The sequence below is a fragment of the Psychromonas ingrahamii 37 genome (assembly GCF_000015285.1).
GTDB classification, from domain to species: Bacteria; Pseudomonadota; Gammaproteobacteria; order Enterobacterales; family Psychromonadaceae; genus Psychromonas; species Psychromonas ingrahamii.
In genome coordinates, this window is sequence record NC_008709.1 from 3,257,800 (window position 1) to 3,283,257 (window position 25,458).

General features: G+C 38.7%; 22 protein-coding genes and 2 pseudogenes. 8 read left to right on the top strand and 16 right to left on the bottom strand.

Annotated elements, in window-relative coordinates:
* Positions 1–136 precede the first annotated feature (136 nt).
* On the top strand, positions 137–997 hold the full coding sequence (locus PING_RS13725; protein ID WP_011770927.1) for a sugar-transfer associated ATP-grasp domain-containing protein: 861 nt from the start codon (positions 137–139) through the stop codon (positions 995–997).
* Between the two features lie 310 nt (positions 998–1,307).
* Here PING_RS13725 and PING_RS20675 read toward each other — a convergent pair whose 3' ends face one another.
* From PING_RS20675 to PING_RS21895, 8 genes are read right to left on the bottom strand one after another with little or no spacing between them, the layout of a single operon-like run.
* Positions 1,308–1,472: a hypothetical protein gene (locus tag PING_RS20675; protein WP_157035376.1), complete on the bottom strand. Its 165-nt coding sequence runs from the start codon at positions 1,470–1,472 to the stop codon at positions 1,308–1,310.
* A gap of 26 nt (positions 1,473–1,498) precedes the next feature.
* A complete protein-coding gene (locus PING_RS13730; protein ID WP_011770928.1) occupies positions 1,499–3,418 on the bottom strand; it encodes an asparagine synthase-related protein in 1,920 nt (639 codons plus the stop codon).
* Positions 3,419–4,378, bottom strand: a complete 960-nt coding sequence (locus PING_RS13735) for a sulfotransferase family protein (protein WP_011770929.1) — start codon at positions 4,376–4,378, stop codon at positions 3,419–3,421. It abuts the gene before it with no gap.
* 9 nt (positions 4,379–4,387) lie between these two features.
* Positions 4,388–5,287 (bottom strand): 2OG-Fe(II) oxygenase, encoded by a 900-nt coding sequence (locus PING_RS13740; RefSeq protein WP_011770930.1) that lies wholly within the window; start codon positions 5,285–5,287, stop codon positions 4,388–4,390.
* A gap of 17 nt (positions 5,288–5,304) precedes the next feature.
* Entirely contained in the window at positions 5,305–5,592 is a 288-nt protein-coding gene (locus PING_RS13745; protein ID WP_011770931.1) for a PqqD family peptide modification chaperone, read from the bottom strand.
* A gap of 35 nt (positions 5,593–5,627) precedes the next feature.
* Complete coding sequence (locus tag PING_RS13750; protein WP_011770932.1) at positions 5,628–6,518, bottom strand: hypothetical protein; 891 nt, start codon at positions 6,516–6,518, stop codon at positions 5,628–5,630.
* Positions 6,519–6,532: 14 nt separating this feature from the next.
* The gene (locus PING_RS13755) at positions 6,533–8,227 is read right to left on the bottom strand and encodes an ABC transporter ATP-binding protein (RefSeq protein WP_011770933.1); all 1,695 of its coding nucleotides are present in this window, start codon (positions 8,225–8,227) and stop codon (positions 6,533–6,535) included.
* A gap of 1 nt (position 8,228) precedes the next feature.
* Positions 8,229–8,705, bottom strand: a complete 477-nt coding sequence (locus PING_RS21895; RefSeq protein WP_011770934.1) for a lasso peptide biosynthesis B2 protein — start codon at positions 8,703–8,705, stop codon at positions 8,229–8,231.
* A 182-nt stretch (positions 8,706–8,887) separates the two neighbouring features.
* Between PING_RS21895 and PING_RS22000 the strand changes: the two are divergent.
* Positions 8,888–9,474: pseudogene (locus PING_RS22000) on the top strand (transposase); the annotation flags it as partial.
* A gap of 36 nt (positions 9,475–9,510) precedes the next feature.
* On the opposite strand, the pseudogene tnpA reads toward PING_RS22000, so the two are convergent.
* The 4 genes and pseudogenes from tnpA to PING_RS13785 all read right to left on the bottom strand — a co-directional run bounded on the left by tnpA (position 9,511) and on the right by PING_RS13785 (position 13,196).
* Positions 9,511–9,853, bottom strand: a pseudogene (gene tnpA / locus PING_RS20145) (IS200/IS605 family transposase).
* A gap of 293 nt (positions 9,854–10,146) precedes the next feature.
* Complete coding sequence (locus tag PING_RS13775; protein ID WP_011770936.1) at positions 10,147–11,130, bottom strand: Gfo/Idh/MocA family protein; 984 nt, start codon at positions 11,128–11,130, stop codon at positions 10,147–10,149.
* Positions 11,131–11,147: 17 nt separating this feature from the next.
* Positions 11,148–12,083, bottom strand: coding sequence for an aldo/keto reductase (locus PING_RS13780; RefSeq protein WP_011770937.1), 936 nt, complete (start codon positions 12,081–12,083; stop codon positions 11,148–11,150).
* A 132-nt stretch (positions 12,084–12,215) separates the two neighbouring features.
* Positions 12,216–13,196 (bottom strand): aldo/keto reductase, encoded by a 981-nt coding sequence (locus PING_RS13785; protein ID WP_011770938.1) that lies wholly within the window; start codon positions 13,194–13,196, stop codon positions 12,216–12,218.
* Between the two features lie 181 nt (positions 13,197–13,377).
* On the opposite strand from PING_RS13785, the gene PING_RS13790 reads away from it, so the two are divergent.
* A complete protein-coding gene (locus tag PING_RS13790; protein WP_011770939.1) occupies positions 13,378–14,259 on the top strand; it encodes a LysR family transcriptional regulator in 882 nt (293 codons plus the stop codon).
* A gap of 393 nt (positions 14,260–14,652) precedes the next feature.
* Positions 14,653–17,352 carry a cation-translocating P-type ATPase gene (locus PING_RS13795; protein WP_011770940.1) on the top strand — a complete coding sequence of 900 codons (2,700 nt, stop codon included), beginning with the start codon at positions 14,653–14,655 and terminating at the stop codon, positions 17,350–17,352.
* 32 nt (positions 17,353–17,384) lie between these two features.
* Here PING_RS13795 and PING_RS13800 read toward each other — a convergent pair whose 3' ends face one another.
* Together PING_RS13800 and PING_RS13805 are read right to left on the bottom strand one after the other, a co-directional pair.
* Entirely contained in the window at positions 17,385–18,074 is a 690-nt protein-coding gene (locus tag PING_RS13800; protein WP_011770941.1) for a gamma-glutamyl-gamma-aminobutyrate hydrolase family protein, read from the bottom strand.
* On the bottom strand, positions 18,056–19,054 hold the full coding sequence (locus PING_RS13805; RefSeq protein WP_011770942.1) for an amidoligase family protein: 999 nt from the start codon (positions 19,052–19,054) through the stop codon (positions 18,056–18,058). Before PING_RS13805 ends, PING_RS13800 begins: the two co-directional genes overlap by 19 nt.
* A gap of 325 nt (positions 19,055–19,379) precedes the next feature.
* Between PING_RS13805 and PING_RS13810 the strand changes: the two genes are divergently transcribed.
* Both PING_RS13810 and PING_RS13815 read left to right on the top strand, forming a co-directional pair.
* On the top strand, positions 19,380–19,868 hold the full coding sequence (locus PING_RS13810) for a nuclear transport factor 2 family protein (protein ID WP_011770943.1): 489 nt from the start codon (positions 19,380–19,382) through the stop codon (positions 19,866–19,868).
* A 309-nt stretch (positions 19,869–20,177) separates the two neighbouring features.
* Positions 20,178–20,813 carry an SDR family oxidoreductase gene (locus PING_RS13815; RefSeq protein WP_011770944.1) on the top strand — a complete coding sequence of 212 codons (636 nt, stop codon included), beginning with the start codon at positions 20,178–20,180 and terminating at the stop codon, positions 20,811–20,813.
* A 161-nt stretch (positions 20,814–20,974) separates the two neighbouring features.
* Here the strand turns inward: PING_RS13815 and PING_RS21625 are convergent, their stop codons facing one another.
* The gene (locus PING_RS21625; protein WP_269571510.1) at positions 20,975–21,106 is read right to left on the bottom strand and encodes a hypothetical protein; all 132 of its coding nucleotides are present in this window, start codon (positions 21,104–21,106) and stop codon (positions 20,975–20,977) included.
* Positions 21,107–21,793: 687 nt separating this feature from the next.
* On the opposite strand from PING_RS21625, the gene nhaD reads away from it, so the two are divergent.
* Together nhaD and PING_RS13830 are read left to right on the top strand one after the other, a co-directional pair.
* A complete protein-coding gene (gene nhaD / locus PING_RS13825; RefSeq protein WP_011770945.1) occupies positions 21,794–23,146 on the top strand; it encodes a sodium:proton antiporter NhaD in 1,353 nt (450 codons plus the stop codon).
* Positions 23,147–23,345: 199 nt separating this feature from the next.
* On the top strand, positions 23,346–23,831 hold the full coding sequence (locus PING_RS13830; RefSeq protein WP_011770946.1) for a GNAT family N-acetyltransferase: 486 nt from the start codon (positions 23,346–23,348) through the stop codon (positions 23,829–23,831).
* A gap of 131 nt (positions 23,832–23,962) precedes the next feature.
* On the opposite strand, the gene PING_RS13835 is transcribed toward PING_RS13830, so the two are convergent.
* Positions 23,963–25,309, bottom strand: a complete 1,347-nt coding sequence (locus tag PING_RS13835) for a DUF2254 domain-containing protein (RefSeq protein WP_011770947.1) — start codon at positions 25,307–25,309, stop codon at positions 23,963–23,965.
* Between the last annotated feature and the right edge of the window lie 149 nt (positions 25,310–25,458).

The following is a 25,458-nucleotide window of genomic DNA, read 5'->3' on the forward strand; positions in this document are numbered from 1 at the left end:
AAAATCAATTTAATTACCATTACTACAATTGATAACAACGTAAAACAAGTTTTGATAAATCAATCTATTTGTCACCAATTTAACATTATACGCTTGGATTAACCCGAACCAATAACTTAGGTAAATAGAAAAAATAATGGTAAGACTAATCAAAAAGATCTCCAGTCGGCTTAAACGTAAGTATATTTTTTCCCCTTTACCTTTATGTGTGCTTTTTCCAAATGCAGCTTGGCATCATAAAGCCTGCTGTTTTCGTTATTTCCCTCATTACACTTTTGTGATTAGTTTTTCATTACAAATATTTTTAACCCTTATTTGGCCCTTACGATTATTATTCCAAGCCGTTTTTTGTTTTAAAAGATTTGGTAGGAAGGCAAGAGAGTTTTCGTCAAGACAGCCGTGGGGAATATTTATTGAGTCTATTTTCTATGGTTTATGGTTAGCGATGCCACCGAGACAATATTATCGCTATCAAATGTTTTCACATAAATACCCAGCCAAAAATTGGCTTTTAGATCATCAGATATTTGCCTTATTACCTTATATAAACAAACACATCGGTGATGAGCGGATCGCTAACAAAGCTAAATTTAACGTATTTTTCCAAGAGCAAGGCCTATCAACCCCCAAAACACTCTATTCAACAGAGTTAGTTAATCTATTAAGTTGGCCAGCATTCGTAATTAAAAGAAAACAAGGTAGTGGCGGTGAGGGATTTCAAGTCTGCACAAAAGTCGATAACACTTGGCGCTTAGAAGAGCATATAAAACACAATGAAACCGTAATAACACAACTAAGTAATGTTAAATTATTACAGCATATAAAAAATCAAGAAAATAATAATATTTTTCAAGAGAAATTAGTTAATCATTCTAGTTTTAAGTTTGTTGATGCAAAGCAATTAATTACTTTAAAGCTGATTAGTGTCAAACAAGATGATAAAAAAAACATGTATTGCAGGAATTTTATTTATTCCAAAGCAGCAAAAACTCAATAAGAATAATGCTTTTATCGCTAATGTTAATATAAAAACGGGGGAGATAGGCTTACTTTTCAACCATAAGCCTTTACAACAAGTTGTTGAGTATTATCCAAAACCCATTAAAGAGTAATAAATAATATTGTACCTATATTTAATGAAGCTAAACAACTTGCCACAAGTTGTCATGAACACTATTCAAAAAAATTACTAGCATTCGATTTAGCCATAACAGCGTACCAAGTATTTTTATTAGAAATTAATTTAGTATTTGATATCGCTGGTCATCAAATAACTCAGCAAAAACTTACAAATATATTTTCAAACGTTACGAACCGACTTTAGAAGAAGCAAGTTCATCACTGCTAACGCTTCCTCCTTGGGTCTGACTTACATCTAACTTGCTTAGGCTAGGCACTTGCCATTCAGCTTTATTTTCTACCAAAGTATTATTTTTAGAATTACTCACTGTTTTTTCTATCTTATCTGACATAATTATTTCCTTTTAGGTTTTTTTAATTAACTTTCATTATCTCGTGATAATTTATTAAGCTGCAAAGCAACTAATCTAAATAATGTTTTATTTTTAATATCATCGCGCTTTGCCAAATTTTCCTGCAATGATAATATCAATTGCTCAATAATATCGCTATCAATATATTGACAAAGTAATTTATTATTTGCCGTTGTCATTAAACGACGAATAATAATGTCTTGATCATACATAATACGCAACCTTGATGTAGGCACAGTTGCACCTGATTTATCATGTCGTAAGCGAATATCATCAGGTAATATATCTTGAGTAGCTTTCCTGATCATATTACGTTTAATACCATTGTGTACTTTTATATGTGCGGGTAAAGCTAGACAAAACTGCAACAAACGAACATCTAATAACGGATACCGGTAATCAACACCGTAACTTGCGGCACCAACAGCTGAATCTTCAAGGCGATATAATACATGCGCTGACTCTATTACTTTTAGCTCTTGCTGTTTTACCGTACCAGAGGTATCGCGTGTTGGGTGTTCAAAATATCTATCTGGATAGCCCTTTTTTTTTGCAAACATATCATTAATGCCACAGGATTTTTGAAGTATTTTCCAGTCAGAAATAAAAAAATTAAACTTTCGATATGAAAAATATGTGCGTTGTATTGCTCCTAAACAAAACTTTAATCTTTTAAGAGGATTACACGTAAAATACTTAGCTTGTCGCCATAACGTTTGCCATTGCTTTTTTTGTACTAATTCAATATCCCAACCATTACCTTGTGATGTCACTAATTGATCGCCACCAAAACCAGATAATAAGCTACGGTAACCTTGCCCTTGCATAGCGCCAAATAACTCTTTACCAAACTGTGATAAATCACTACGACATGGTCCTGCATGAACACAATCTGAATATATTAATTCATCTATGATACCAACTTCTTCACTATGAATAGCATGGCCCTGTATATTAGGATAAAGACTAAGCAGTAAATCAATATACTCTCCTTCATCTTTAAAAGGAAAAACGTTACCTTGATACTGTTTCGCTAAGCGATGTGAGTATGCATGAATATTTTTCTTATTTGAGTTTGGTGGTAAATGGTCATTTAATAGTATTGCAGCAATTGATGCTATAGAGGTTGAATCTAAACCACCACTTAATTCTGACGCTATTTCGCCATAGCAACGTAAACGACACTTCACCGCTTCAAACAATAAACACTTAAATTCAGCAATATATTCATCGTCCGTTTTTTCAGTTAACGTGTGTGTAATATCCAAACGCCAGTATTGTTGATAATGAACTTTTTGATCTATTAACTGTAAACAAGATGCTGGCGGAAATGAGTTAATCTCCTGATAAAAACTACTATGATGTTCTACTTTTGTAATAGTAATATAATCAGCTAACCACTGTTCGTTGATGGTTTTATCTATATAAGGTAACGCTACTAATGCCGGCTTATTGGAAGCAAAAGCAATAAAGTCATTGGTTTCAGTAATAAAAAGTGGGCGGACACCTAAATGATCACGGGCAATCAATAATTGATATTTTTCAGGTTGATAAATAACAAAGACGAAATCCCCTAGCAAATGCTGGCAAAGTTTATCTTGATATTGCTTATAAGCTGATAAAACGAGCATTTCATCGCTTAATTCGGGTGATATTTTCACGCCCAATTTATTGGCTAATGCCTCTCTATTATCTAATCGGCCATCAAATAACAAATAAAATTTATCCAATTGGTTAATGGGTTTCGCATATTGCGCTTCGGGGGTATTAAGCCGTTGTTGACAGGAAAATATAGCTTGGGCGAACTCAATGCTACCACTAACATCATAAGGAAAAGGTTTACTGGCTTGTTGCATTAAGCCCAACCATTCCGGCTGAATAGTTACATCATTATGTTTAGCAATTACACCTAATAACGTACTCATTTAATCAATCTCTGTGCGTGTGGTTAACATAGCTTTATTAAACTCTTGATATTTTATGAATAGGTAATTGATTAATTTATAGTTATTTTGCAAAAAAACATCAACAGTTTCACTTTTAACTTGAATATATTTTTGACTTTTCCATTGCCCTTTTTTTGATGACCAAGTTTGCTGCCATTGACTATTTAAATCTTCTTGTACCTCTGAGGGTTTAAAAAAATTAATGATATCACTAAAATTATTAGCTAAATCGCTATACTCGCATAAAAAGCTTTGCTGACAAAAATGTGTTTGCATTACAGCTAATGACGATAAATAAATACGGCTGGCTTCAGTAGTGTATTCGTGGTGATGCTCAACTAATTCTTTAGGGAGAGTTGCCAGCTTTTTACGCCAAATCGGGTTTTTAATATATGACGTTGGCTTTCGTGTTAGCGATTCAATTACCGCACTTGGCTCTCTATATAAAAACAATACCTTAAGTTGAGGGAAATCGTGCTTAATTCTTTGTAAATAAAAAATAGTGCCACTAGTAAACTTGATAATAAGTTGTTTACTTTGATGACAGGCCCAATGATTCCATAACTTTAATGACTCTTTCGCCACTAAACTTCCCAGCTGCTCAGGAATAATGCTGTGTTCTTTATAGATAGCGCCTAAAAAACCAGGTTCACCTAACACCAAAAATTGTTTGCTGGCTTTTAAATTTTGACATAATAAAGTAGAGCCACAACGAGACACATGAAAAATACTACCAATAGACGTTAATTGATAAGTATTACTTTTTAACGTTGCTAACCAAGCGTTTAATTCTAAAATTTTATCCGGCTGACCACCATTTATATCATTAATGGTGTCACGAAAAAATCCATAGCTTAAATCTAATTTATTTGCATCAATGAAATGCACTAAAATAAACGGGCCTGCTTGCACAAACTTAAAAGGAACGAAAAAACTCACTATAAATACCTACTCAAAACGAATATGGCCAGCAACAGCCATACGCCCATTAGAAAATTGATTATCCGCTAACAACGTTGGTGTTACCGCATGATAAAAACAGCTTGGAAATGCTACAAAACGATTATTGATAGGTTCTATTTTTGTAAACTTATGCGTGTAATACTCTTGTTGTTGAATGTTGCTATCAAAAGCCAGTAGTTCACCACCTTTAAATGCTTTAGGCACTTGATGATAATAATAAAGCCAAGAAATCACGCGTTTAGTATCGCCAAACATTGCTTTATTATCAGCATGTGGCTGAAAAAACCCCCCATTTAAATGATTCGTTAATTTAATTTCACTTTTAGCGTAATTAAAATCAGGAATATTTAATAATGTTTTGAAGTGATTAAGATTATTCCCTACAAAGTCAAGAAAGTGTGCTTTAAATTCCCCAAGCTCAAAAGAAACATGAGTTAAACGTTTATCCGGAACGTAATACGGATTATCTGAACCTACATTCGCCATGCGAAATTTATTTTCATTCTCAAGCGTATGAGATAATAAATCAGATAAGAAAGCGGGTGATAGAAAATCATCAATCACTACGAGAGGAGTATTTGAGAAGTTATTCGGTTTAATTTCATCTACATTAAAGTATTTAGTAACGGAAGATAGTTTTTGAGCTGCTTTAATCATGTCATCACTAATAAAGTGACCAGATAAGCTAGCAAGCTTTTGCTGAGTAGCAAACGCTTCATTAAGCAATCCTGCTTTTTTTAAAAGTTCTAATTGTAATCTTAACAAATCAAGATCGTTAGGCACTTTACTGAGCTTTACTTCTAATCCAGCTAATAACCCTAAGTTGAGTTGAGAACTACTTAACTGTGATAGCTTTTGATAGGTATTTTTAGTTGCTTCTTCCATTACTTGCTATACAACCACTAAGTTATTTTTATCAAGCTTTCTTGCTTTAATGTGTTTAAAAATGCCAACGTTTGTTGCTGACAATCTTCTAACTCAACTTCAAATTGTGCTAACAATTTTTCAACAATAATAAAAACCGGTTGAGCTTCACTAATTACTGACCAAATAGCTGAAGCTTGAGCATTTAAATTAATATAGTCACCACTGGTAATTGACATTAGTACCATTTCATTATCAACAGTACAGTCAAGTACATTTTCAGCACGAGATATAACAGAGTTTAACGTTAAAATATTATTATTCATTTATTACCACTATTCAGTTATTAATTTATTATTAGCTAAGTAAGTTGCTGAATAATTAATTCCGCTACTTGTTTTAAGCTGTTAGTTAATTGAGGCCTCGTTATTTGCGTAACAGGTACTAAATCAACTAAAGCTGCGCATGCTTGAAAGTTACCCTGTGCTTGTTCTAAAGTAAAATATTTTTTTCGGTAACTATGTATTTTTAATACACCCAGCTGCTCAAATACCGTTAATGAATTAATTTTTGCCAATTCAATATCACTTAGCTGGAGGTTAATAATATGTGTTATTTTTTTTGGCCTATTACAAAAATTGTTATTAATTGGAATACGGTACTTATCAAGCTCATCACGAACACGGTGAAAATTTTTGTATTCAATAGAAAGCTTTTCAGCCGCATCTTGCCATAACTTACTTTGTGGGTAAGCTGGTGTAACAAAAGCATCCCCATCAAGAAAGTCTATTACCGCTAAATCATCACTGAGTAATTGAAAGCCTTGCTGAATTAATGCATTCGCCGTTGTTGATTTTCCTGCGCCTGATTGACCACATAATAAAATAGTATGGTCACACTTTGTAAAAGCACTTGCATGTAATGTTAAACGTTGACGCTGATGCTGGATAGCACCTAAAGCACTTCCTAATAAAAATAGCTTAATAATATCTAAGGAGGTGTTTTCTTCTGGCTCTATTGTTATGGTTTCGCCATTCTCTATTAAATATTTTCCAGCATCGGGTATTTTCAGTAAAACTTGATTTTTATTAACTTGCCATTTTAATTTTTGTTTTTCGATAATCGATAAATCATTTGCTATATGGCCATAATCAATAACAACATCTGCTTGCTGAGGTATCGCTTCAATTAATTCACTACAGACAAAAGGTGTAGAAATAACAAGATCAAAAATACGGTAATAATGAATCATAATTGAAAACCAGCTTATAAATGCAATGTATGGTCAGCACAGGCTTGTGTTGACTCTCGATGAGCAATAATAATCATGGTAGTTTGCCCTTTTAGTGCCCTTAAGGCTTGTTGAATTTTTTTCTCATTCTCAAGATCTAATGCACTTGTTGCTTCATCTAATATTAACAGTTTTGGATTTGTCAACAATGCTCTCGCTAGTGCTAATCTTTGCCTTTCACCGCCAGATAATCGAACACCACGATCGCCAATAATACTATCTAAACCCAGCGGCAAATTTTCAACAAAATCTTTTGCTGCAGCAAGTTCAAGCTTTTTCCATATTTCAGTATCAGAAAAAACACCACTACTTACCCAAGATAAATTAGCTCGAATGGTATCATTAAATAAATAAACATCTTGAGTTATATAGGCTATATTTTTGCGCCAAGCTTTACAGTTATCCCCACTTAATGTTTGTTCATCAATTTGAATACTACCTTTTTGTGGTAGTAATAAACCCGTAATAATATCAGCTAACGTGGTTTTACCTCGGCCTGACTGAGCAACAAAAGCCCAAGTTTCATTTTTATTAATAATAAGGTCCAGATTTACAATAATATTTTCGATTTTATCAGGGTAATGAAAACTAACTTTTTTTAGTTGAATTTTATTTTCAAATGCCATATCGCTCACCAACGAAATAGCAGTACTCTCTTGCGCTTTAATACATGCATTAAACATTTGTTCAATATCATTAAAGGCTGGCACTTTATGTATGAGTCTTTGATAATTACTTTGAATAGCAATAACCTGCGGTAGCAATCTACTGTAAAGTAATAACAACGCAAATAAAGCACTTACTTCTATTAGTTGAGAACCAAAATAAAAAAACACACTAAAAGAAATCACGGTAATAATTAAATACAGCCATTGAGTTAATGCATTTACCGTAGCAACTTCTATTTGTTGTTGTTCTAATTGACTGCTTGTGAAAGATAATTTGTCACTATAATTAGATTCTACGCCATAGCTCTTGATCATTTTCAAGCTTGCTAACTGCTCGTTAACCATTTGAAATATTTGTTTGTAATTCACTAACTCAAGCTTTCCTGAGTTAAAAAGCTTTTTATTAAAAGGTAATAAAGCAAGGTAGATAATCGTCGTAAATAGGAATACCGAAATAGTTAACTCCCAAGAAACAAAGAGTGCAAAGAAAAAAAGTATACCCACTAAAATAAATTGACTTAATAAGTTCATAATCAAACTTGCCGATTGCCCCATAGCTTGCACTTGCATTGTCAATGTATGAATAAAGTCAGTCATTTTGTGCTGAATAATAAATTCCCATTTAGCATTCAATAACGAATGGTATAAACCACTTCTTAAATGTCTAATATAACCATGCTGTAATCGTACCGTTAGGCGTGATAATTGAAATTTTATTGTTGCAATAATACTGACTATCACAACATAGCTCACCAAAACATTAATCAGATTTAGTTCAATCGTTAATGTATTAAAAGCCTGCTCAAGATATAAAATAATTGCATTAGTTGATGATGCCTCACCATAAATCCCCAATACCTCCAATAATGGAATGATCAATAAGATTCCTATTCCACTAGAAATACCTTGTACAACCATTAAAACTAAAGCAATGCATTGTAGTTTAGGCGCGAAAAACCAATATTGTTTAAAAAGGGATAAAAGGATGGAAAATTGAGTCATGTTAATGGTTAATTAATGGGGAAATATAAGTATTGATAATAGTAAATTTTTTATGGCCTTTGGCTCCGGTTATTATTTTATCACCAACAAGGCTCCATGCATGTGCTTTTAATAGCTCTTTGGAATCATTTTGCTTTAAAACCCCCAAATAAATAACATATGGTATCTGATAATAACGATATAACGATGCGGCCAACATAGCTTGAATTAAGCACTTAGATTCCCATGGGGAATACCTTTCAACTAATCGGGTGATTTGACCTATTTCAGGTAAGTAGTGTAATTGATTGTCCTTAATTACACTACAGCATTGTAAATTCGAAAATTGCTTACCTAAAATGGAAGATAATAAATGAAATGGGAGAAATAAAAGGCAAAACCGAAGTAAACCACTATAAAGAAGTAAAATTAAAAACCAACACTTTTGTCGTGAAGATAAAGTACAAAATGTTGAAAATTTATTTTTAATGGAAAACATAAAAAGACTCTGAATAAGATTAACTTAGTGACCAAGATGATTATCATGATAATTGAATAGTGCGTCTAGTTATTTTTAATATATTAACGCCATGCGCAACTTTTAAAATGAGAAAAATATTGAAAAGGCATGATCTAACCTTATTTTGTTATCGCCAAACAACAAATAAAGCGAATAAGATCATGCCATTAAAAGAGTTTATCATTTGGGTTTATTGTTGGATATATGAAAATGTTGCCAAATTTCTCGGAAATGAAAAATTAAGAAGTAGAGGTTTTAAGCCTGCCTTAAGTGATATTGAAGTTATTACGATGAAAATTGAGGGAGAATTTCTTTCACATGATACGGACAAGGCTATTTGGACGTATTTTAAAACACACTAATTATCATTATTTCCGAAGCTTACTTCCCGTTCAAGTTTTACTAAGCAAGCGTCAAATATTTGGCATGTACAACAGTTGCTTCAGGGCAAATTAAATGAGCAAGTAGCATGAATACTCAATGTTTTATTGTCGATGCTTTTCCTATGAGCACAGCTCATTTTAAAGTAGAAAATAAAAATAATAACTTTAAAGGTGAGGCTGGTTATGGGTTCTACGCAAGTAAATCAGAAACTTATATGGATTTAAAGGGCATTTACTTGTTGATGATGCTGGCAATATTGCGAGTTTCACACTAACCAGAAGCATCTGGGAATTAAAGAGAGCCGGTTTGGGAATTAGTTAAAAATCAACAACCACCTACCAAAGTGGGTGGGTTAGCGTTTATGGACTGAGGTCCGGATACGAGTCAAAGACCCGTTTTTTTACTGCTCAGTTCTAAAATTATCATCGACTTTTGGCTCAAAATGATGGGCTAAATACTCTTTAATCATTTCTTCAGTAACATCTCCAGATATGACACAAAAATATCCTCTAGACCAAAAATGACGTCCCCAGTATCGCTTTTTAAGTCGGGGGAACTTTCATGATGATCTCCCCTTCACCCTTCTCATTATTTCACTTGGTGCCATATTAGGAGGGGCTGAAACCAAAAAATGAACATGATCTTTGCTAATGACTCCTTGTAAAACTTGATACCTATATTTAGTAACAAAAAAAATAATACTGAATCTTAAAAACCGTATGGCTACCATATCGATAATCCATTCCCATCTCCCTTAACCGAATACCTATTAAAATATTATAGCTAAAGCTGACCGACTAAAGCCGATGGTTTTAACCTTTTCAGGTGACGAATAAAAAGAAGCTGATTTGGTAGGCCAATTGCTGTTCACCAACAAAAAAAGGTCCGTACCCAGCACCCCATCCAGTGAATTAATGATCATATCAAGCATTGCTTTCTAGAACCTTACCACTAAAAAGGCCTAAACTGCACAATAAGGTTGCTTGAACTTGAGAATAACAAAAGGCGGGAGAACAAAAGCTGGAAGGTAAAAGGATTAATATTTCAAACCAATAACCTCTCTAACGCGGTCTAACGTTTCTATCAGGTTTCGGCTAAAATTAAAGGTCATAATATCACTTTCAGTTTTTTGTTGACGTAACAGCCCATTAAAATGAGTTATTTCATGGTTATAGCCCTGTGTTTTGCAGTCAAAATTTCTGTTTTCCTGGGTTGTACCATTAATTAGAGTGACCGTTGACGGGCTATGAAAATCGCGGTTAATTTTAATAGTGCCCTGCTCGCAATGGAACAGCGCTTCACCGGGTGTCGCTTCCAACAATGTCGATTTTAATAATGCGGTCGAGCCATTGTTATAGTTAAATGTCATGGCGCAGGAGGAATCTGCCCCGTTATCAAAAAAGGTCGCATCAGCTGTTATGCTATCCGGCACGCCAAGTGTCGAAAGTGCCGCAAATATTGGGTAGATACCGATATCTAAAAGACTGCCTCCGCCCAGTGATTTGTTAAACAGCCGGGATTGACCGTCGAATTCTTTTATAAAACCAAAATCTGCTTCTATTTTAAGGAGCTTGCCATAGGTTTGGTTATTTAACGCGGTTAATACAAACTGATAATGCGGCAGAAAATAGGTCCAAAGCGCTTCCATCAACAACACATTATTTTTTTGTGCAACGGCAATCATGCTGTTCACTTGTTCAGCATTCATAGCCAAAGGTTTTTCGCATAACACCGCGATCCCCTTATCTAAACATAAGAGTGCATGTTTTTTATGCTCTGAATGGGGGGTTGCTATATAAACAGCATCAATATTTGCGTCATTGACTAAAGCTTCGTAGCTTCCATAGGCTTTAGTTGCCTGATGCTTTTGCGCAAAGGCTCGCGCTTTTTGCTCGGTTCTTGAGGCGACGGCATATAACTCTGCGCCCTTAACCGTTAATAAATCACGCGCGAATGTATCGGCTATATTACCTAAGCCGATAATTCCCCAGCGAATATTCCTATTTTTCAGTGAGTTCATTTATTGCTGCCTAAAATTTACCAGCCTAAAGGCGCTGATTTAACCTGGATTTTATAATACTCTTTCAGTTTTTCCTGCAGTTCCGGAGAGATTGTTTTTTGAGACGCGGCGATATTATCAGCCAACTGCTGCTCATTTTTTATCCCGGGGATCACTGTAGAAACTTCAGATTGTGCAAGAATAAATGACAGCGCAGCCTCATGAAGTCTCATCTCAGAGCCGATTATGTTAAGCAGCTCCTGCTGCAGCGCAAAACGGCGCTCAATATCATCATTAGACCAGCGCGAGCGTATATCATTAAAGCGACTTTTATCTGTAAACTTACCCGTTAACCAGCCCGAGTCGAGCGGCACTTTTACGACTATGCCATAGTCTTTTTCAGCGGCTTCTTTAAACGCATCACCCGTGTCTTGAAAGTTGATATTATAAAGCGGCATAACGATATTACTGGGGGTTGTTGTCACCAGTTTATGGATACTTTGATAATCATCCAGCGAGGCACCAAAGCTAAGTATTTTACCTTCCTGTACTAATTCCTGAAACACCTTATAAACGGGATGTTCACCATCACAGAATTCAATAACAGGACTGTGCAGCAGCACTGAATCAATATAATCGGTTTTTAAAGTAGTCAATGTGTTTTCGACGGTTTTTTTCAGGGTTTTATGATCAAAATTTTGACCCTCAGGGTTGTGCCCGAACTTAGTGTTTATGACAACATCAGCGCGTTTACCCACCAGTGCTTTGCCTAAATATTCCATCGAGGCGCCCAGGCCATAGTTAGGCGCAGTATCAAAAAAGTTAATGCCCTGATCGATGGCAGCATGAACAAGGCGAATAGGATCCTGGTTTAAATCTCCCCATTCATTTTTATTAGCATTACCTAACTGCCATGCGCCAAACCCCAGCTCCGAGACCCTTTTTCCAGTTTTTCCATATTTTCTTTGTTTCATATCTTATCCACTTAGTTACTTTATCCAGTCAATCGATTTTAGAACGATTAAACATCCTTTATAATTTACCTTAATTGCCTGTTTTACAAGCGTTTTACGCTGATTTGAGCGTTTAGCTAATAAAAGTAGCGGTTAAATATCACCACGAACATGTTCTCTGACCTGCGAGTAATAGAAGTCGGATAATGACTCGTGTAAGGATTTTGATAAAGGTGCCATGCCGGCAACGCTGGCATTCAGCTGAACTTGCTGCGCGCTGCTTGCGCCGCTAATAACGCTGGTGACTTGAGGTTGGTCGACCAGCCAACGTAACGCTAATTGTGCTAATGGAATATCAGCAGGCAGCAAGCCTTTAAGCTTATTAACTAATTCAATGGCTTTAGGATAGGGTAAACCGGAGAAGGTTTCACCAACATTAAAGAACGCGCCGTCTTTATTGAAGTTACGGTGATCGCTTTTACTAAATTCAGTGTCCAAAGTAAATTTTCCGCTTAATAAACCACTGGCCAGTGGTAAGCGCGCAATAATCCCCACATCAGCCGCTGCCGCTTGTGGTAATAATTTTTCAACGGCATCCTGGCGGAATATGTTAAAGATTATCTGTAATGAAGTTAACCCCGGCTTATCCAGACACATTAACCCTTCTTTAATATTTTCAACACTCGCGCCGTAATGCCTAATTAACCCCTGCGAGCGAAAGTCTTCCAGCGCTTGCCATACGGCATCACCTTGTAACACGGCAGGGGGAATGCAATGCAGCTGTACTAAATCTAGACAATTTACCTGTAAACGTGCGAGTGACTCTTCAATACTGCGCTGCATATTTTCAGCAGTATATTTATCCGGGTAAAGGGATCCATCACGACCAAGCTTAGTGACAATAGTGCGTGGCTTGGGATGTGCATGTTGCCAAGCCCCTATTTTCTTTTCACTTTCTCCACCGCCATAGACATCAGCAGTATCCCAAAATGTGATCCCTGCACTATCGGCCGCACTTAAAATTTGCTCGCTATTCTCAACACCGGCAGGACCAAAATCCCCCCCTAACTGCCAACAGCCTAAACCAATGACCGATCCAGACAGTCCGCTTTTACCTAATTTACGTTGTTCCATTATTGCCACCTATTATCAATTATTGACGACCAAGAAATAACTTCAAAACATTAACACTAATCTAATCGCATTCGATGCTAATCACTATTGTAATAAATCGCGCAATGTTTATCATCAGCTATACAATCAACTCACTGTTTAATTTTATTTAACAATTAAAACTAAGAATAGAAGATAATTTATGTTAAAACCTGAGATATTGGCATTTTTAGCGGTGGTCAAAACGGGCAGTTTTACCCGTGCAGCAGAGCAGACAAAAACATCAAAATCCCGCGTATCACAACAAGTATCGAGCTTAGAGAAAACCCTCGGGATCACTCTGTTACATAGATCAACCCGTAAAATACGACTAACAGATGCGGGTGACGCTTATTACAGCGAATGCTCCCGAGCCGCCGCTATTTTAGAACAAGCCAGAAAAAACCTTAATGAGCGGCAAGACCAGGTAGCCGGGCTGATTCGGCTCAATTCAGTCGGCGGTTTATTCTCAGAAAAGATGCTTGCGCCTGCTGTTATTGCTTTTATGAAACAATACCCACAAGTTGAAATACAACTCGATTTTAGCAGTGCACAAGTTGATGTTATTGCTGAAAGCGTTGACTTAGTAGTACGGATGGGACAATTAAATAATTCATCGCTTATTGCGCGTAAGTTAATGGAGATAAAAACCGATGTCGTGGCCAGCCCTGCGTTTATCAAAAAACAGGGAAAACCCAATCACCCGCAACAATTATCCCAGTTCAATTGTTTATGCGGCAGCATACGAAAATGGCACTTCCAGCATAAAGGTTTAGAAAAAGCGCAGGATGTCACAGTAACAGGCTCACTCTCCTCGGCCAACGGTCATATCTTATCGATGGCAGCTATTGAAGGGTTAGGAATAGTGCGTTTAAACGAACTTTACACTCACCAATATCTGCAAACCGGCCAATTAATACCCGTCTTTGAACAATGGCATATCCCGGCGGTTCCGGTCTCGCTTATTTACCCCAAGGTGCGTTATAAAACCAAACGCATCCAAGTATTTGTCGATTTTCTGATCGATTGGTTTGAGAATAAATAAGGATAATAGCAACGGAATACAGTCCAAACATGATCTCAGGCGAAAAGGCTTGAAGGCTCGATGCTCGAAACTAGAAAACTCGAAGCTCAACACCCGAAGCTGGAAGGAAAACCCGCCCATCATTTCTGAGTTGTTTTATCGGGAAGTGACAAAAGATTAAATAGCAAAAGGCTAGAAGGTGAAAAGGCTTAAAAGAATTTATGGATGCCCTCGACTTGTATGGAGAATGTACAAGAAAAGGCACAAAAAGCAGCTACTATTATTTAGTAGAACAACATAAATCGTTCCCCCTTTGGAAACAGGTACAAAGCCCCTGCCGAATCCGGCAGTAATAAACGACAAGGTCGGTAGATAGCCAATTTCGCTAAATTATTAACGGTAAGGGAAGAGAATTTGGACAAGCATGCGCAACAACAGGAATCGGGCGGGGCAACGTTTTACAGCACGGCGGCAGAAGATGTGCTGGAGCAGTTGGACGTCAATTCCACACAGGGACTTTGTCAGGAGGAAGTTCAGAAAAGACAGCAACAATATGGCCCAAATGAACTTCAAGAAGAAACAACACCCAGTCCATACCATATTCTGCTCAATCAGTTCAAAAGTATTGTCATTCTAATCCTGATAACGGCAGCAGCGGTAGCTTTCATCACGGCCCGCTGGCCGGAAGCAATGGCACTGGTCGCCGTAACGCTGATCAATACCGCGATCGGCTTTTTCTCAGAATATAAAGCTGTTCGATCAATGGAGGCACTAAGGCATTTCGGACAGCATAGAGTGTCCGTCCGTCGACAAGGTGAGAAACAAGAAATAGCAGCATCTGAACTTGTTCCCGGGGATATCGTTCTTCTCGGTAATGAAAATCTGGTTCCGGCAGATCTGCGGCTGTTGAACAAGAAAGGAGCCCGAGTTAATGAATCGGCTTTAACCGGTGAATCGATGCCGGTCAATAAATCGCCGGACAGCATTGATGCTAAAGCAGTCCTACATGAACGAAGCTGCATGCTCTACAAGGGAACGAGCATAATTGAGGGAGAGGAGGTGGAAGGAGTCGTTACCGCAATAGGGATATCAACTGAAATAGGTCGTATTTCCCAACTGACGGCGGCGGCGAAAAAAAAGGCTCCCCCGCTGCAGAAACGGCTCGATCAACTGGGCAAGCGTCTAGCCTGGATAACCCTTGCTATTGCCGTAATTATTGGTGCAGCAGGGCTGGCAGTTGGTCGTGATGCGGTGCTCATGATTGAGACGGCTATTGCTCTGGGTATTGCTGCCATTCCCGAGGGCCTGCCGATAGTTGCGACCATCGCCCTGGCTCGCGGCATGTGGTTGATGGCCAAACATAATGCCTTGGTTAACCGATTAGCAGCAGTGGAAACCCTTGGCGCTACTTCGGTTATTTTAACCGACAAAACCGGAACGCTTACCGAGAATAAGATGGCTGTCACGGAGCTGGTTACCCCGCTCGAATCGATGAGTCTGGATGAACAATCTAAAAAACCAGTCGATCAACATAAAAAAAATAAAAAACTTTCAATCCTGCGGCTGCTAAAGATAGGCGCTCTGTGCTCTAATGCCCGTCCGGATGAAGAGGGAGGTTATAGCGGTGATCCGACAGAGATAGCGCTTCTGGACGCGGCGGTACAACAAGGTGTGCAGTTGGTCGAAGAACGGGAAGAAGTACACAAAGTCTCCTTTGATTCCGAAACAATGATGATGGCAACCTTTCATCAAACTGAAGATAAAGAAAACGATGAAACACCTTATTATGTTGCGGTAAAAGGTGCTCCGGAACAAGTGCTGCAGGCATGCAGCCATATTTTGACCGAAAACGGCTCTGCCCCTCTGTCGGATGAGCAGCACAGAGAGTGGAAAAAACGGGTCGACGACCTTGCGGCCAAAGGTCTGCGTCTATTGGCGTTTGCCGACAAAGAGGTCGCAGAAATTTCTGAAAATCCCTATAAAAATTTGTGCTTCGTTGGACTGGCTGCCATGGAAGATCCCCCACGTACCGATGTCCGGGAGGCGATAGAGCAATGTCAGGCCGCTGGTATTCGAGTAGTGATGGTGACCGGGGACAGAGCCGACACAGGAAGCGCCATCGGCCAGAAGGTCGGACTAAACATTGACGGGATGGCGTTTCATGGTAAGGAACTGGGCGACCTCGAAAATTTTTCAGAAAAAAAACGCAAAAAGATTCAGGATGCCAGCGTATTTGCAAGGGTGACACCAGAACAGAAATTTAATTTGGTCAAATTATATCAGGAGAGCGGCCAGATAATTGCCATGACAGGGGATGGAGTCAATGATGCCCCGGCGCTGAAACAAGCCGATATCGGTATTGCCATGGGAAAACGGGGTACAGATGCGGCAAAACAGGTTGCCGATATGGTACTGCGTGACGACAAATTTTCAACTATTGTTGCGGCAGTTCGGGAAGGCCGGATCATTTTTGCCAATATCCGTAAATCGGTTATTTTCATGCTCTGCACCAATATTGCCGAAGTGCTGGCTGTAGCGCTGGCATCTTTGGCACAGTTGCCAATCCCTCTGAATCCTTTACAGATTCTTTATCTTAATGTTTTAACAGATGTTTTTCCTGCGCTTGCCCTTGGTTTGGGCCTAGGGAGCAGTGATGTTATGAAACGGTTACCACGGGAACCCAATGAGGCGGTCCTGACTTCTCATCACTGGCGTTCAATCGGTCTTTGGAGTCTAATTATCGGTGCCACTGTCCTTACAGCACTGACCATTGCGCTCTTCTTTTTTGGTTTTGACGAAAAGCGGGCTGTGACCATCTCTTTTCTGACACTTGCCTTTGCTAAACTCTGGTTTGTCCTCAATCTTCGTGATCGCGGCACACCGGTTCTGGTCAACGATGTCACTACCAACCAATGGATTTGGCTATCCTGGGCTATTTGTATCGCTCTTCTACTGCTAGCCGTCTACTGGACACCGCTTTCAGCCCTCCTGCAAACAGCTTCACCGGGAGTCAAAGGATGGAGTCTTATTCTGGGATTAAGTCTTGTGCCTGTCGCACTTGGGGCCATTGTGCCCGGGATACGTTTTTATTCCTCCAAACCAAGAAAAAAATGACTTTTGATGAGGCAGAAAATACTTAAATTCAGTTACGAATCCACACATCGAGAAGAAAGACTACTTTTGACAAAGCTTCTAAAGATATTTCTATGCTCCTTTAAATAAAGAAGATATTCAGGATGCCACTGAACGCCTAACAAAAAGGGATAATCTTTTTTTTCTATCGCTTCTATTATTGTGTCATCTGTTGCAGAAACCTTTAAATTTTCACCGACCTCTTTTATAGCTTGATTATGTATGCTGTTTGCAACAATTTCCTTGTGTTGAACTATTGTAAAAAGTTTTGAAAATATTTTTACAACTACCTTTTTTATGGGAAAAATAGAATTTTTATGTATTATATACTCATCAATATCTAATATCGTAGGATACAAACTTCCCTTAAAATAAATATTTATAAGTTGAGCTCCTCTACAAATACCTAAAATAGGTATCTTTTTTTTGTAAGCTTTATCTATCATTTCAAGTTCAAAACAATCTCTTTTCTTATCTAGCGAAGTATTATGGGCATCTTTTTCGCCACCATACAGTATAGGATCTATGTCATTTCCCCCACTTAAAAGTAATGCATCAAGTTCGTCAAAATCTATATTATCCAAAGAAGGTCTTAGGCTAATCCATTTCGCTTTTTGCATGTATAAATTCAACCTGATAAAAATATAAGCAAAAATATTACCCTTATCAGGAAGACATATTCCAACTAATGGCTTTTTATCCATTTTTCCATCCTGCTCTGCCAATTTTTAAAATTTAAAAAATTATTTAAATAGTTCAAATACTCTTTGGATAAATCTTTTAAAGCGTTTTTATCATTTGCCAGCTTCTCAACCCATACCCATCTATTCCATTCATCTGAGACTTTCCAAGCACTATCTCCTACCATAGAATTTGATAACCTATAATGAAATGCTGGACGTGGTTTTATCTTTTCATCGGGTAGCTTCTCCATTACTCTTTTTTTATCTATAAATGCAAACATAGGAAGTAAATCCAATGAACGGTTTCTTGTGGGGTTGTATTGAATGTAATCCTCAATAAGTTCATTGATGTTTGGTTTATAGGTTTCATCCAAAATATGAATGATATAATCCGTTTTAAAATTATCGATATAAGGGGTTATTTTTCTCGCTAAATCAATATCAGCATCTTGCGTTATATAATCCTGTAAAATCATATAAGCCTGTATGTATGATAATAAACTTTCAACTTCCAAAGAGACTGCTTCAATATTTATATGCAATCCAAACGCATTATAAAATCTTTCTTTTGTTCCAAACGCTTTATTTTGATAGAGTTTTTTCACAATACTGTTAATTATTTCCATGTCATCTAAAGGCAAAGGGGGAGTGCTTATCTCATAGGGCACTATATCTTGTGATAAGGAGCCGATAATATCTTCTACTTTATTAATGCTATTTTCATCAATATCTATACTGACCTGTTTAAAAAAGTCCTTTAAACTATTTTTCAATTTTTGCTTTGTTAACAGCTCAAAATCAAGCTCTAAGGTGAATTCCCCATATTTTGAGTTTAATTTATATAAAAATTTGTTTTTCTTTTTGATTTCAAAATCAAAGCCTTGTTGTAATATTTGAAGTATATTTTCAATCTCTATATTTGAAAATTCTAATTCAAAACCCACCTTTCTTGTCTCATTTTTCTCATTTTTTATTTTTAAGGGCATAATAAAATTATTCATAGCAGTCCCCCAAACTCATTAAAGATTCCTATAAAAATATAGGACAGCCAATTCTTTTTTGAAATTCTCTGTTCATAAAAAACTCACATTATTGCCCAATATGCGTAAGTGTTTGTACGATTACAGTAGAACAAATTTTTTATTGTAATTGAGTTGAGTTGAGATATAGAGTTTTGAAGAGATTAAAAACTTAGCCTGGGATAAGTATCATTGATTTTCTGGTAAACAAAAAGATAGAACACCCACATTTTTTTACTTTAATAAAAAAGAGATGGGTGTTCCAACTTTTGAGTTATTATTAAATTAAACAGCATAAGGAAACATCATGAATTTTGACATTAATATTGAGGATATTCGCAAACCTTTACCGATTTTTAGCAAAGAAGAAGCCATTCTCAAAGCACGCCTGGCGGAAGATGCCTGGAACAATCAAGACCCCACAAAAATTGCCACAGCCTACAGCCTTGATAGTCGTTGGCGAAATCGCGACAGCTTTTTAGTCGGCAGGGCTGAAATTGTAGTCTTTCTTACCGCCAAATGGAAAAAGGAACAGGATTACCGATTGATCAAGGAGTTATGGGCTTATGAAGGAAACCGGATTGCTGTACGCTTTGTATACGAATGGCATGATGATAAGGGAAACTGGTTTCGCTCCCATGGTAACGAAAACTGGCAATTCAACGACCAAGGTTTGATGACTGAGCGCCATGCCAGTATTAACGATCAGGCTATCAGTGAAGTGGAACGCAAATTTCGTTGGCCTGCCGGAAGACGACCTGATAATCATCCCGGATTAACAGAATTGGGTTTGTAATCAAAACAAAATAGCGAATGCAGATAGTTTTATCTGCATCCCTTTTTTACGATGTAGGAAAAAGGCAAGACTTGAACTCATGCCCCAATGCCCCCAATACAGTGTGTAATCAATAATATTATTGTCTCAAAAGGAGTAAAGCATGCGCTATTTACTTGTGTGTGCACCTTCTTGTTTGTTGGTGAGACGTTGAATCAGCCAATAATCTACACCATCCATCCTAGATGGCGCTCCAGATAGCTGTTTTTCGATTTTATAAGATCGTTAGCAGCCTGTTCTGCGAGTACCACTTTACTAAGGAGAAGATAAATGAAAAAAACACTAATTATAGGCGCAAGCGGACAAATCGGTAAAATGACGACAAAGCAACTGTTAGCCGATGGTAAAACAGTAATAGCCTTAGTGCGTGATAAAAGTAAATTGGCTGATATTAGCTGCGATAAACTGCACATAGTTGAGGGGGATTTGGAGAATGACTTCAGCCAGGCATTTGCAGATTGCGATCAGGTCATATTCAGTGCCGGCTCCGGTGGCAAAACAGGCGATGATAAAACCATGCTTATTGATTTATGGGCCGCATGTAAAGCCGTAGATTACGCAAAATTGGCTAATGTTTCACATTTTGTTATGGTCAGCTCTATTGGCGCTGACGACCCTTCCCAAGGTACAGAAATCATGAAGCCTTACATGGTTGCCAAACATATGGCCGATGAACACTTGATAGGCAGTGGGCTAAATTACACCATATTTAGACCTGGCTTATTAACCGATAATAACGCCACAGGTAAAGTGAAAACCATCAGGCCCAGCAACAAAGAAGATATGACCATTAATCGAGAAGATGTCGCCAGCGTACTGACCTATACAGTAGGTAAATCTGAGCTAGGTGGGAAAATATTTGAATTATTTAACGGCGAAAAAACCCTCGCTGATATATTAAATTAATCCATTAAATGGGTAGACATTTTCCTTAACGAGTCCAAGAAACAAAAAAACATCAAGGCCAGTATAGTACTGGCTTTTTTTATTTGAGATTATATCGGCTTTAAAAAAGCATCACGTTCGACCGTTAAGTGCTCAAGAATCCCTTTTTGATTTACGTTAGGTTAGATATCAAAAAACAACCTAGACTCTACCGTTTGAGCTAAACCTCGTGCAAGTTGCAGATATTTTCTCAATTCCTCCTGTTCAGCAGATAATATTTCCCATTTAATTTCACTTTCTAAGGAAAGCCCCATATTTGCCCCCGTAAACAGCTCACTTTGCGTAAGCCCCGTTAAAGGTGTAATTGTTGCGACATGCTCTTTAAGATCGCGTGCAACAGGATTTTGAAACTTTTTAGTGTATTTGAAAATCTTTTGCGTCCACTATTTTTGCTTAGTAACGAGTCGCCATTTTGCTTGATCCTCTGGGCTTATTAGTGAAATAACAAAAGGCTCAACAGCCAATCCTTTTTTAAAAGCTTTTTTACGATTTAGGAAAAAGGCGGTTGGAAGGCTCGAAGGTTCAAAGCTGGAAGCTGGAGGCTGGAAGGCAAACCCGCCCCCCACCCCGTCGTTCCCGAATTGTTTTGTCGGGAATCTCGAAACTCGAAGCTTAAAGCTCGAAACGCACTCGCATATATAAAAAGCCACTGTTTTCTTGATCTAGGTCTGTTGCATAGCTCTGGATAGAGTTTATTCTGGCCATACTTAAATGAAAACTAAATAAAAGGCAGAGTAAAAGACAGGATATCCATTTATTGAAACAGCAAAAAAGCATTAAGTTCCTCAATAAAACACCTTAAAGATCAGGGTGAAAACAGTTACCCGTTGGCAATAAAATTATTTATTCAGTCACTATTGACGCTGAAATAGATTTTCCGATCAGCATTAACGAGATAGATAGCGATCTATGAGTGTCCACACAATTTTATAGGAGGTAATATGACAACAGCCGGGAGTGGCATTCAAGCCGTTGATTTAGCGGTTAAACCATTTGGTTGGTTATTATTAACAGTATTTATCGTAGGCTATTACTTTATCGCTGCAGAAGAAAAGTACCATATAAACAAAGCTAAGCCGGCATTGTTTACCGGTACATTTATGTTTATGTTGCTAGGTGGTTATTACGCCGTTAATGGACTTGATTTTTCAGCCTTTGACACCGAAATAGCACACTTGATACTGGAAATTGCAGAGATTTTCTTCTTCTTATTTGTCGCAATGACCTTTATTGAAGCGCTTATTGAGAGAAATGTTTTTGATGCTTTAAAAGAAAAGTTACTCAAAGCGGGATATAACTATAAAAAACTCTTCTGGGTCACCGGATTTTTAGCCTTTTTTATCTCTCCCGTTGCAGATAATTTAACCACCGCGCTTATTCTTTCGACCGTCCTTATTACAATAGAAAAAGACAACAAAGCTTTCTTAATTCCTGCTGCAATCAATATAGTCGTCGCGGCAAATGCGGGGGGTGCCTGGTCGCCATTTGGTGATATTACAACACTGATGGCATGGTCTGCAGGTAAGGGAGGATTTATTGATTTCTTATTTTTATTTCCTGCGGCTGTCACTGGTTGGGGTGTTACCGCTTTTCTACTTTCTCGTTTTGTGCCGAAAGGATCTCCTCGACAAATTGAAAAGGCAGAGCCCGTTCGTATCCACAAGGGAGGTAAAGTTATTATAGGCTTAGGTATATTTACCATTGCTTCAGCCGTTTTAGGGAAGCAACTTATGCACTTACCGCCTATGTGGGGCATGTTATTTGGTCTTTCGCTTTTACAGCTTTATGCATACACACTTAAAAAATATCATGACAATGATATTCAGATTTATAAATCTGTTTCAAAAGTTGAAAATGACACACTGCTGTTTTTCTTCGGTATATTAGCCGCCGTAGGGGCACTGCACTTTGCAGGTTTCTTAGGTCATGCCGTTAAGTTATATACCATGTTTGATCCAATGTATGTCAATATGGGTGTCGGTTTCTTATCGGCAATTGTTGATAATGTGCCGGTTATGTCTGCCGTTTTAAAAGCATCTCCAGATATTCCTTTAGCGCAGTGGATGCTGGTTACTTTAACTGCCGGTGTTGGTGGTAGCATGATTTCTTTTGGCTCTGCTGCAGGTGTTGGTGTGATGGGTAAACTTAAAGGTGTATATACTTTTGGTGCGCACTTAAAATACTCATGGACGATAGTTATCGGCTACTTTGCAGCCGTTGCTGTTTGGTATACTCAATATGAAGTTTTAGGCTTTTATATTAAACCCGCAGTTCAAGCAGTTACTGGACAGTAAAAGGCTGGAAAGTGAAAAGGCTTGAAGGCTCGAAGCTCAACGCCGGAAGCTCTAAGGCAAACCCGCCCAACCACCCTGTCATTCACGAGTTGTCTTATCGGGAATCTCAAAGCTCTAAACTTGAAGCTCAAAACGCGAAACTCAAAGCCCGCAGCTCGAAACAGGGTTATTATCACAGCCTACTTTAAAGGAGATAACAATGAGTAATATATCCATACGTCCCGCAATAATTAATGATTGCCAAACAATTTTGCATTTCATCACCGAACTGGCTATTTACGAAAATGCTGAACATGAAGTATTAGCCACAGAGCAAAGCATTAAACAGAGTATCTTTTCTGAAAAAAGTCATGTCAACGCACTGATTTGTGAACACCAAGGCGTGCCGATCGGTATTGCTATCTACTTTTATAACTACTCGACTTGGCTTGCCAAGTCAGGCCTTTACTTAGAAGATCTCTACATATCTCAGGCGTTTCGTGGACAAGGGGCAGGTAAAAAATTATTACAGCATTTAGCAAAAATCGCCATTGATAATCATTGTGGCCGTTTTGAATGGAGTTGTTTGGATTGGAACAAACCTTCCCGTGACTTTTATGAAATGGTTGGCGCGGTAGCCCAATCAGAATGGGTTGGTTATCGCTTAAGCGGAGAAGCTCTTTCTGACTTTGCTAAACAGTCATAAGTCGCGTTATTCCCAACTCACCTTTAATAACAGTGGGCTGACTTTAGAGTAAAAGGCTGAACAGCCAATCCTTTTTTTAAAAGATTTTTTACAATTTAGGCAAAAGGCAAGACTTGAACCCAGAGCTCTTGCTAGCCCTTATCTTCCGCTGCGCACAATGCTGACTGAGCTTTCAGCGTTTCACGCACCTCCGACAAACGCTTTTTGAGCCGCGCGCTATCATGGCTGGATTTGATGCAGCGATTGGCCAGTTCGGCAATGCACTGCAGCTGTTCGTTGAGTGCTCGTAAGTGACTGTCTCTGAACGTCAGGCTGCCGATGCTATCAAAAGCGCTAAGGATACGCGCCAGTATGGCAACATTCACTTCAGCGTTAGCTCGAATCTGATCGAAGGACTCGGCCAATAGCCCCTCAAAGCTCGGAACGATCGCTATCACACGCAGCGTTTCTCCCTCGTAACGTTGCACGGGCGGGAATTGTCTACCGGCCAGCCGAGCCAGAATCGCAGCCAGATAGTCCACGCACATAACCGCCGTTGAGGTGTCATTGATTCCGGGAGAAAGTGCCTTGATGGCTATATCCACAATTTGCCTGATACCGAAAGCTGGATCCTGCTCAACGAGGCGATTTCGGCCAATACTGTAAGCACCATTAAGTGCATCAATTATCTTCTGGTCTGGCGGGTAGGTCAGGGCGAGTGATACTAGCGCCGTATCTTGCACAACGAACGCGCCGATGCCGTGCTCCATACGCACTATGGTCCTGCTGTCCTCCGCCAGTTGCAGCAGCGCATCATAATCCACACTTTGAATGTAACCACTCACGGCTACCGGCACTGGATACCAGACCCTCTCATCCAGTGACTCGAGCACCTGATTCCGGCTTTCGTATTCATCGGGCTCATGATCCAGTTTTTTTGGCAGCAGCCGATCGATAGAAACGTAGGTATCCTGAGCGACGGAGGCGATGATGTTGGATGCCTGGATCGACGAGGCAATGTGATGAATAAAAAAAATGAGGACGGCAATGCCGCCAAGTGCCAGAAGAAAGGCGAAAAACACCGCCACACTGGGCACGAATGGCGCATCGACAGTGCGAATAGTGTGCATCACGATCAAACAATAGACGAAAATTCCGGCAAAGGTTCCCAACGTAACCTGCGTGACACGGCTGCGCATAAAGTTGCGCAAGACGCGTGAGGAGTACTGGCTAGAAGCCAGCGTCAGTGCCAGCAGGGTCATGGAGAACGTGATGCCCATAACCGTCATCATCGAACCAGCGAGCGTGGACAACATTTCGCGTGCGCCTTCCGCCCCGACTCCAAATATCTGCGGCCACTGGCCCAGCCATCGGTCGCTCCCGGCGCGGTCTATTCTGATCAACGCTATCGCGTAAATAATGCTGCTCAGAACGATCAGAAAAGGCAAAAACCAGAAACTCGATCGCAGATCACCCCAAAACCGTATTAACTTATTCATGTTTCCACCCCCGGTTTAGAATCTCCAGTATGACTCCACCGTATTTTTCGATATAGGCCTTATTGTCGAGCAGCCTGTCATGCAACAACTTTTAGCATAAGGTGATGCACCAGATTCGACACCCAGTCGATGACATCACCGACCTTTTT

What these genes read in the sequence shown, in the direction of transcription:
- PING_RS13725 (WP_011770927.1), top strand. Translation starts at nt 137, where the DNA reads ATGGTAAGACTAATCAAAAAGATCTCCAGTCGGCTTAAACGTAAGTAT.
- PING_RS20675 (WP_157035376.1), bottom strand. Translation starts at nt 1,472, where the DNA reads ATGTCAGATAAGATAGAAAAAACAGTGAGTAATTCTAAAAATAATACT.
- PING_RS13730 (WP_011770928.1), bottom strand. Translation starts at nt 3,418, where the DNA reads ATGAGTACGTTATTAGGTGTAATTGCTAAACATAATGATGTAACTATT.
- PING_RS13740 (WP_011770930.1), bottom strand. Translation starts at nt 5,287, where the DNA reads ATGGAAGAAGCAACTAAAAATACCTATCAAAAGCTATCACAGTTAAGT.
- PING_RS13745 (WP_011770931.1), bottom strand. Translation starts at nt 5,592, where the DNA reads ATGAATAATAATATTTTAACGTTAAACTCTGTTATATCTCGTGCTGAA.
- PING_RS13750 (WP_011770932.1), bottom strand. Translation starts at nt 6,518, where the DNA reads ATGATTCATTATTACCGTATTTTTGATCTTGTTATTTCTACACCTTTT.
- PING_RS13755 (WP_011770933.1), bottom strand. Translation starts at nt 8,227, where the DNA reads ATGACTCAATTTTCCATCCTTTTATCCCTTTTTAAACAATATTGGTTT.
- PING_RS21895 (WP_011770934.1), bottom strand. Translation starts at nt 8,705, where the DNA reads ATGTTTTCCATTAAAAATAAATTTTCAACATTTTGTACTTTATCTTCA.
- PING_RS13775 (WP_011770936.1), bottom strand. Translation starts at nt 11,130, where the DNA reads ATGAACTCACTGAAAAATAGGAATATTCGCTGGGGAATTATCGGCTTA.
- PING_RS13780 (WP_011770937.1), bottom strand. Translation starts at nt 12,083, where the DNA reads ATGAAACAAAGAAAATATGGAAAAACTGGAAAAAGGGTCTCGGAGCTG.
- PING_RS13785 (WP_011770938.1), bottom strand. Translation starts at nt 13,196, where the DNA reads ATGGAACAACGTAAATTAGGTAAAAGCGGACTGTCTGGATCGGTCATT.
- PING_RS13790 (WP_011770939.1), top strand. Translation starts at nt 13,378, where the DNA reads ATGTTAAAACCTGAGATATTGGCATTTTTAGCGGTGGTCAAAACGGGC.
- PING_RS13800 (WP_011770941.1), bottom strand. Translation starts at nt 18,074, where the DNA reads ATGGATAAAAAGCCATTAGTTGGAATATGTCTTCCTGATAAGGGTAAT.
- PING_RS13805 (WP_011770942.1), bottom strand. Translation starts at nt 19,054, where the DNA reads ATGAATAATTTTATTATGCCCTTAAAAATAAAAAATGAGAAAAATGAG.
- PING_RS13810 (WP_011770943.1), top strand. Translation starts at nt 19,380, where the DNA reads ATGAATTTTGACATTAATATTGAGGATATTCGCAAACCTTTACCGATT.
- PING_RS13815 (WP_011770944.1), top strand. Translation starts at nt 20,178, where the DNA reads ATGAAAAAAACACTAATTATAGGCGCAAGCGGACAAATCGGTAAAATG.
- PING_RS21625 (WP_269571510.1), bottom strand. Translation starts at nt 21,106, where the DNA reads ATGGGGCTTTCCTTAGAAAGTGAAATTAAATGGGAAATATTATCTGCT.
- nhaD (WP_011770945.1), top strand. Translation starts at nt 21,794, where the DNA reads ATGACAACAGCCGGGAGTGGCATTCAAGCCGTTGATTTAGCGGTTAAA.
- PING_RS13830 (WP_011770946.1), top strand. Translation starts at nt 23,346, where the DNA reads ATGAGTAATATATCCATACGTCCCGCAATAATTAATGATTGCCAAACA.
- PING_RS13835 (WP_011770947.1), bottom strand. Translation starts at nt 25,309, where the DNA reads ATGAATAAGTTAATACGGTTTTGGGGTGATCTGCGATCGAGTTTCTGG.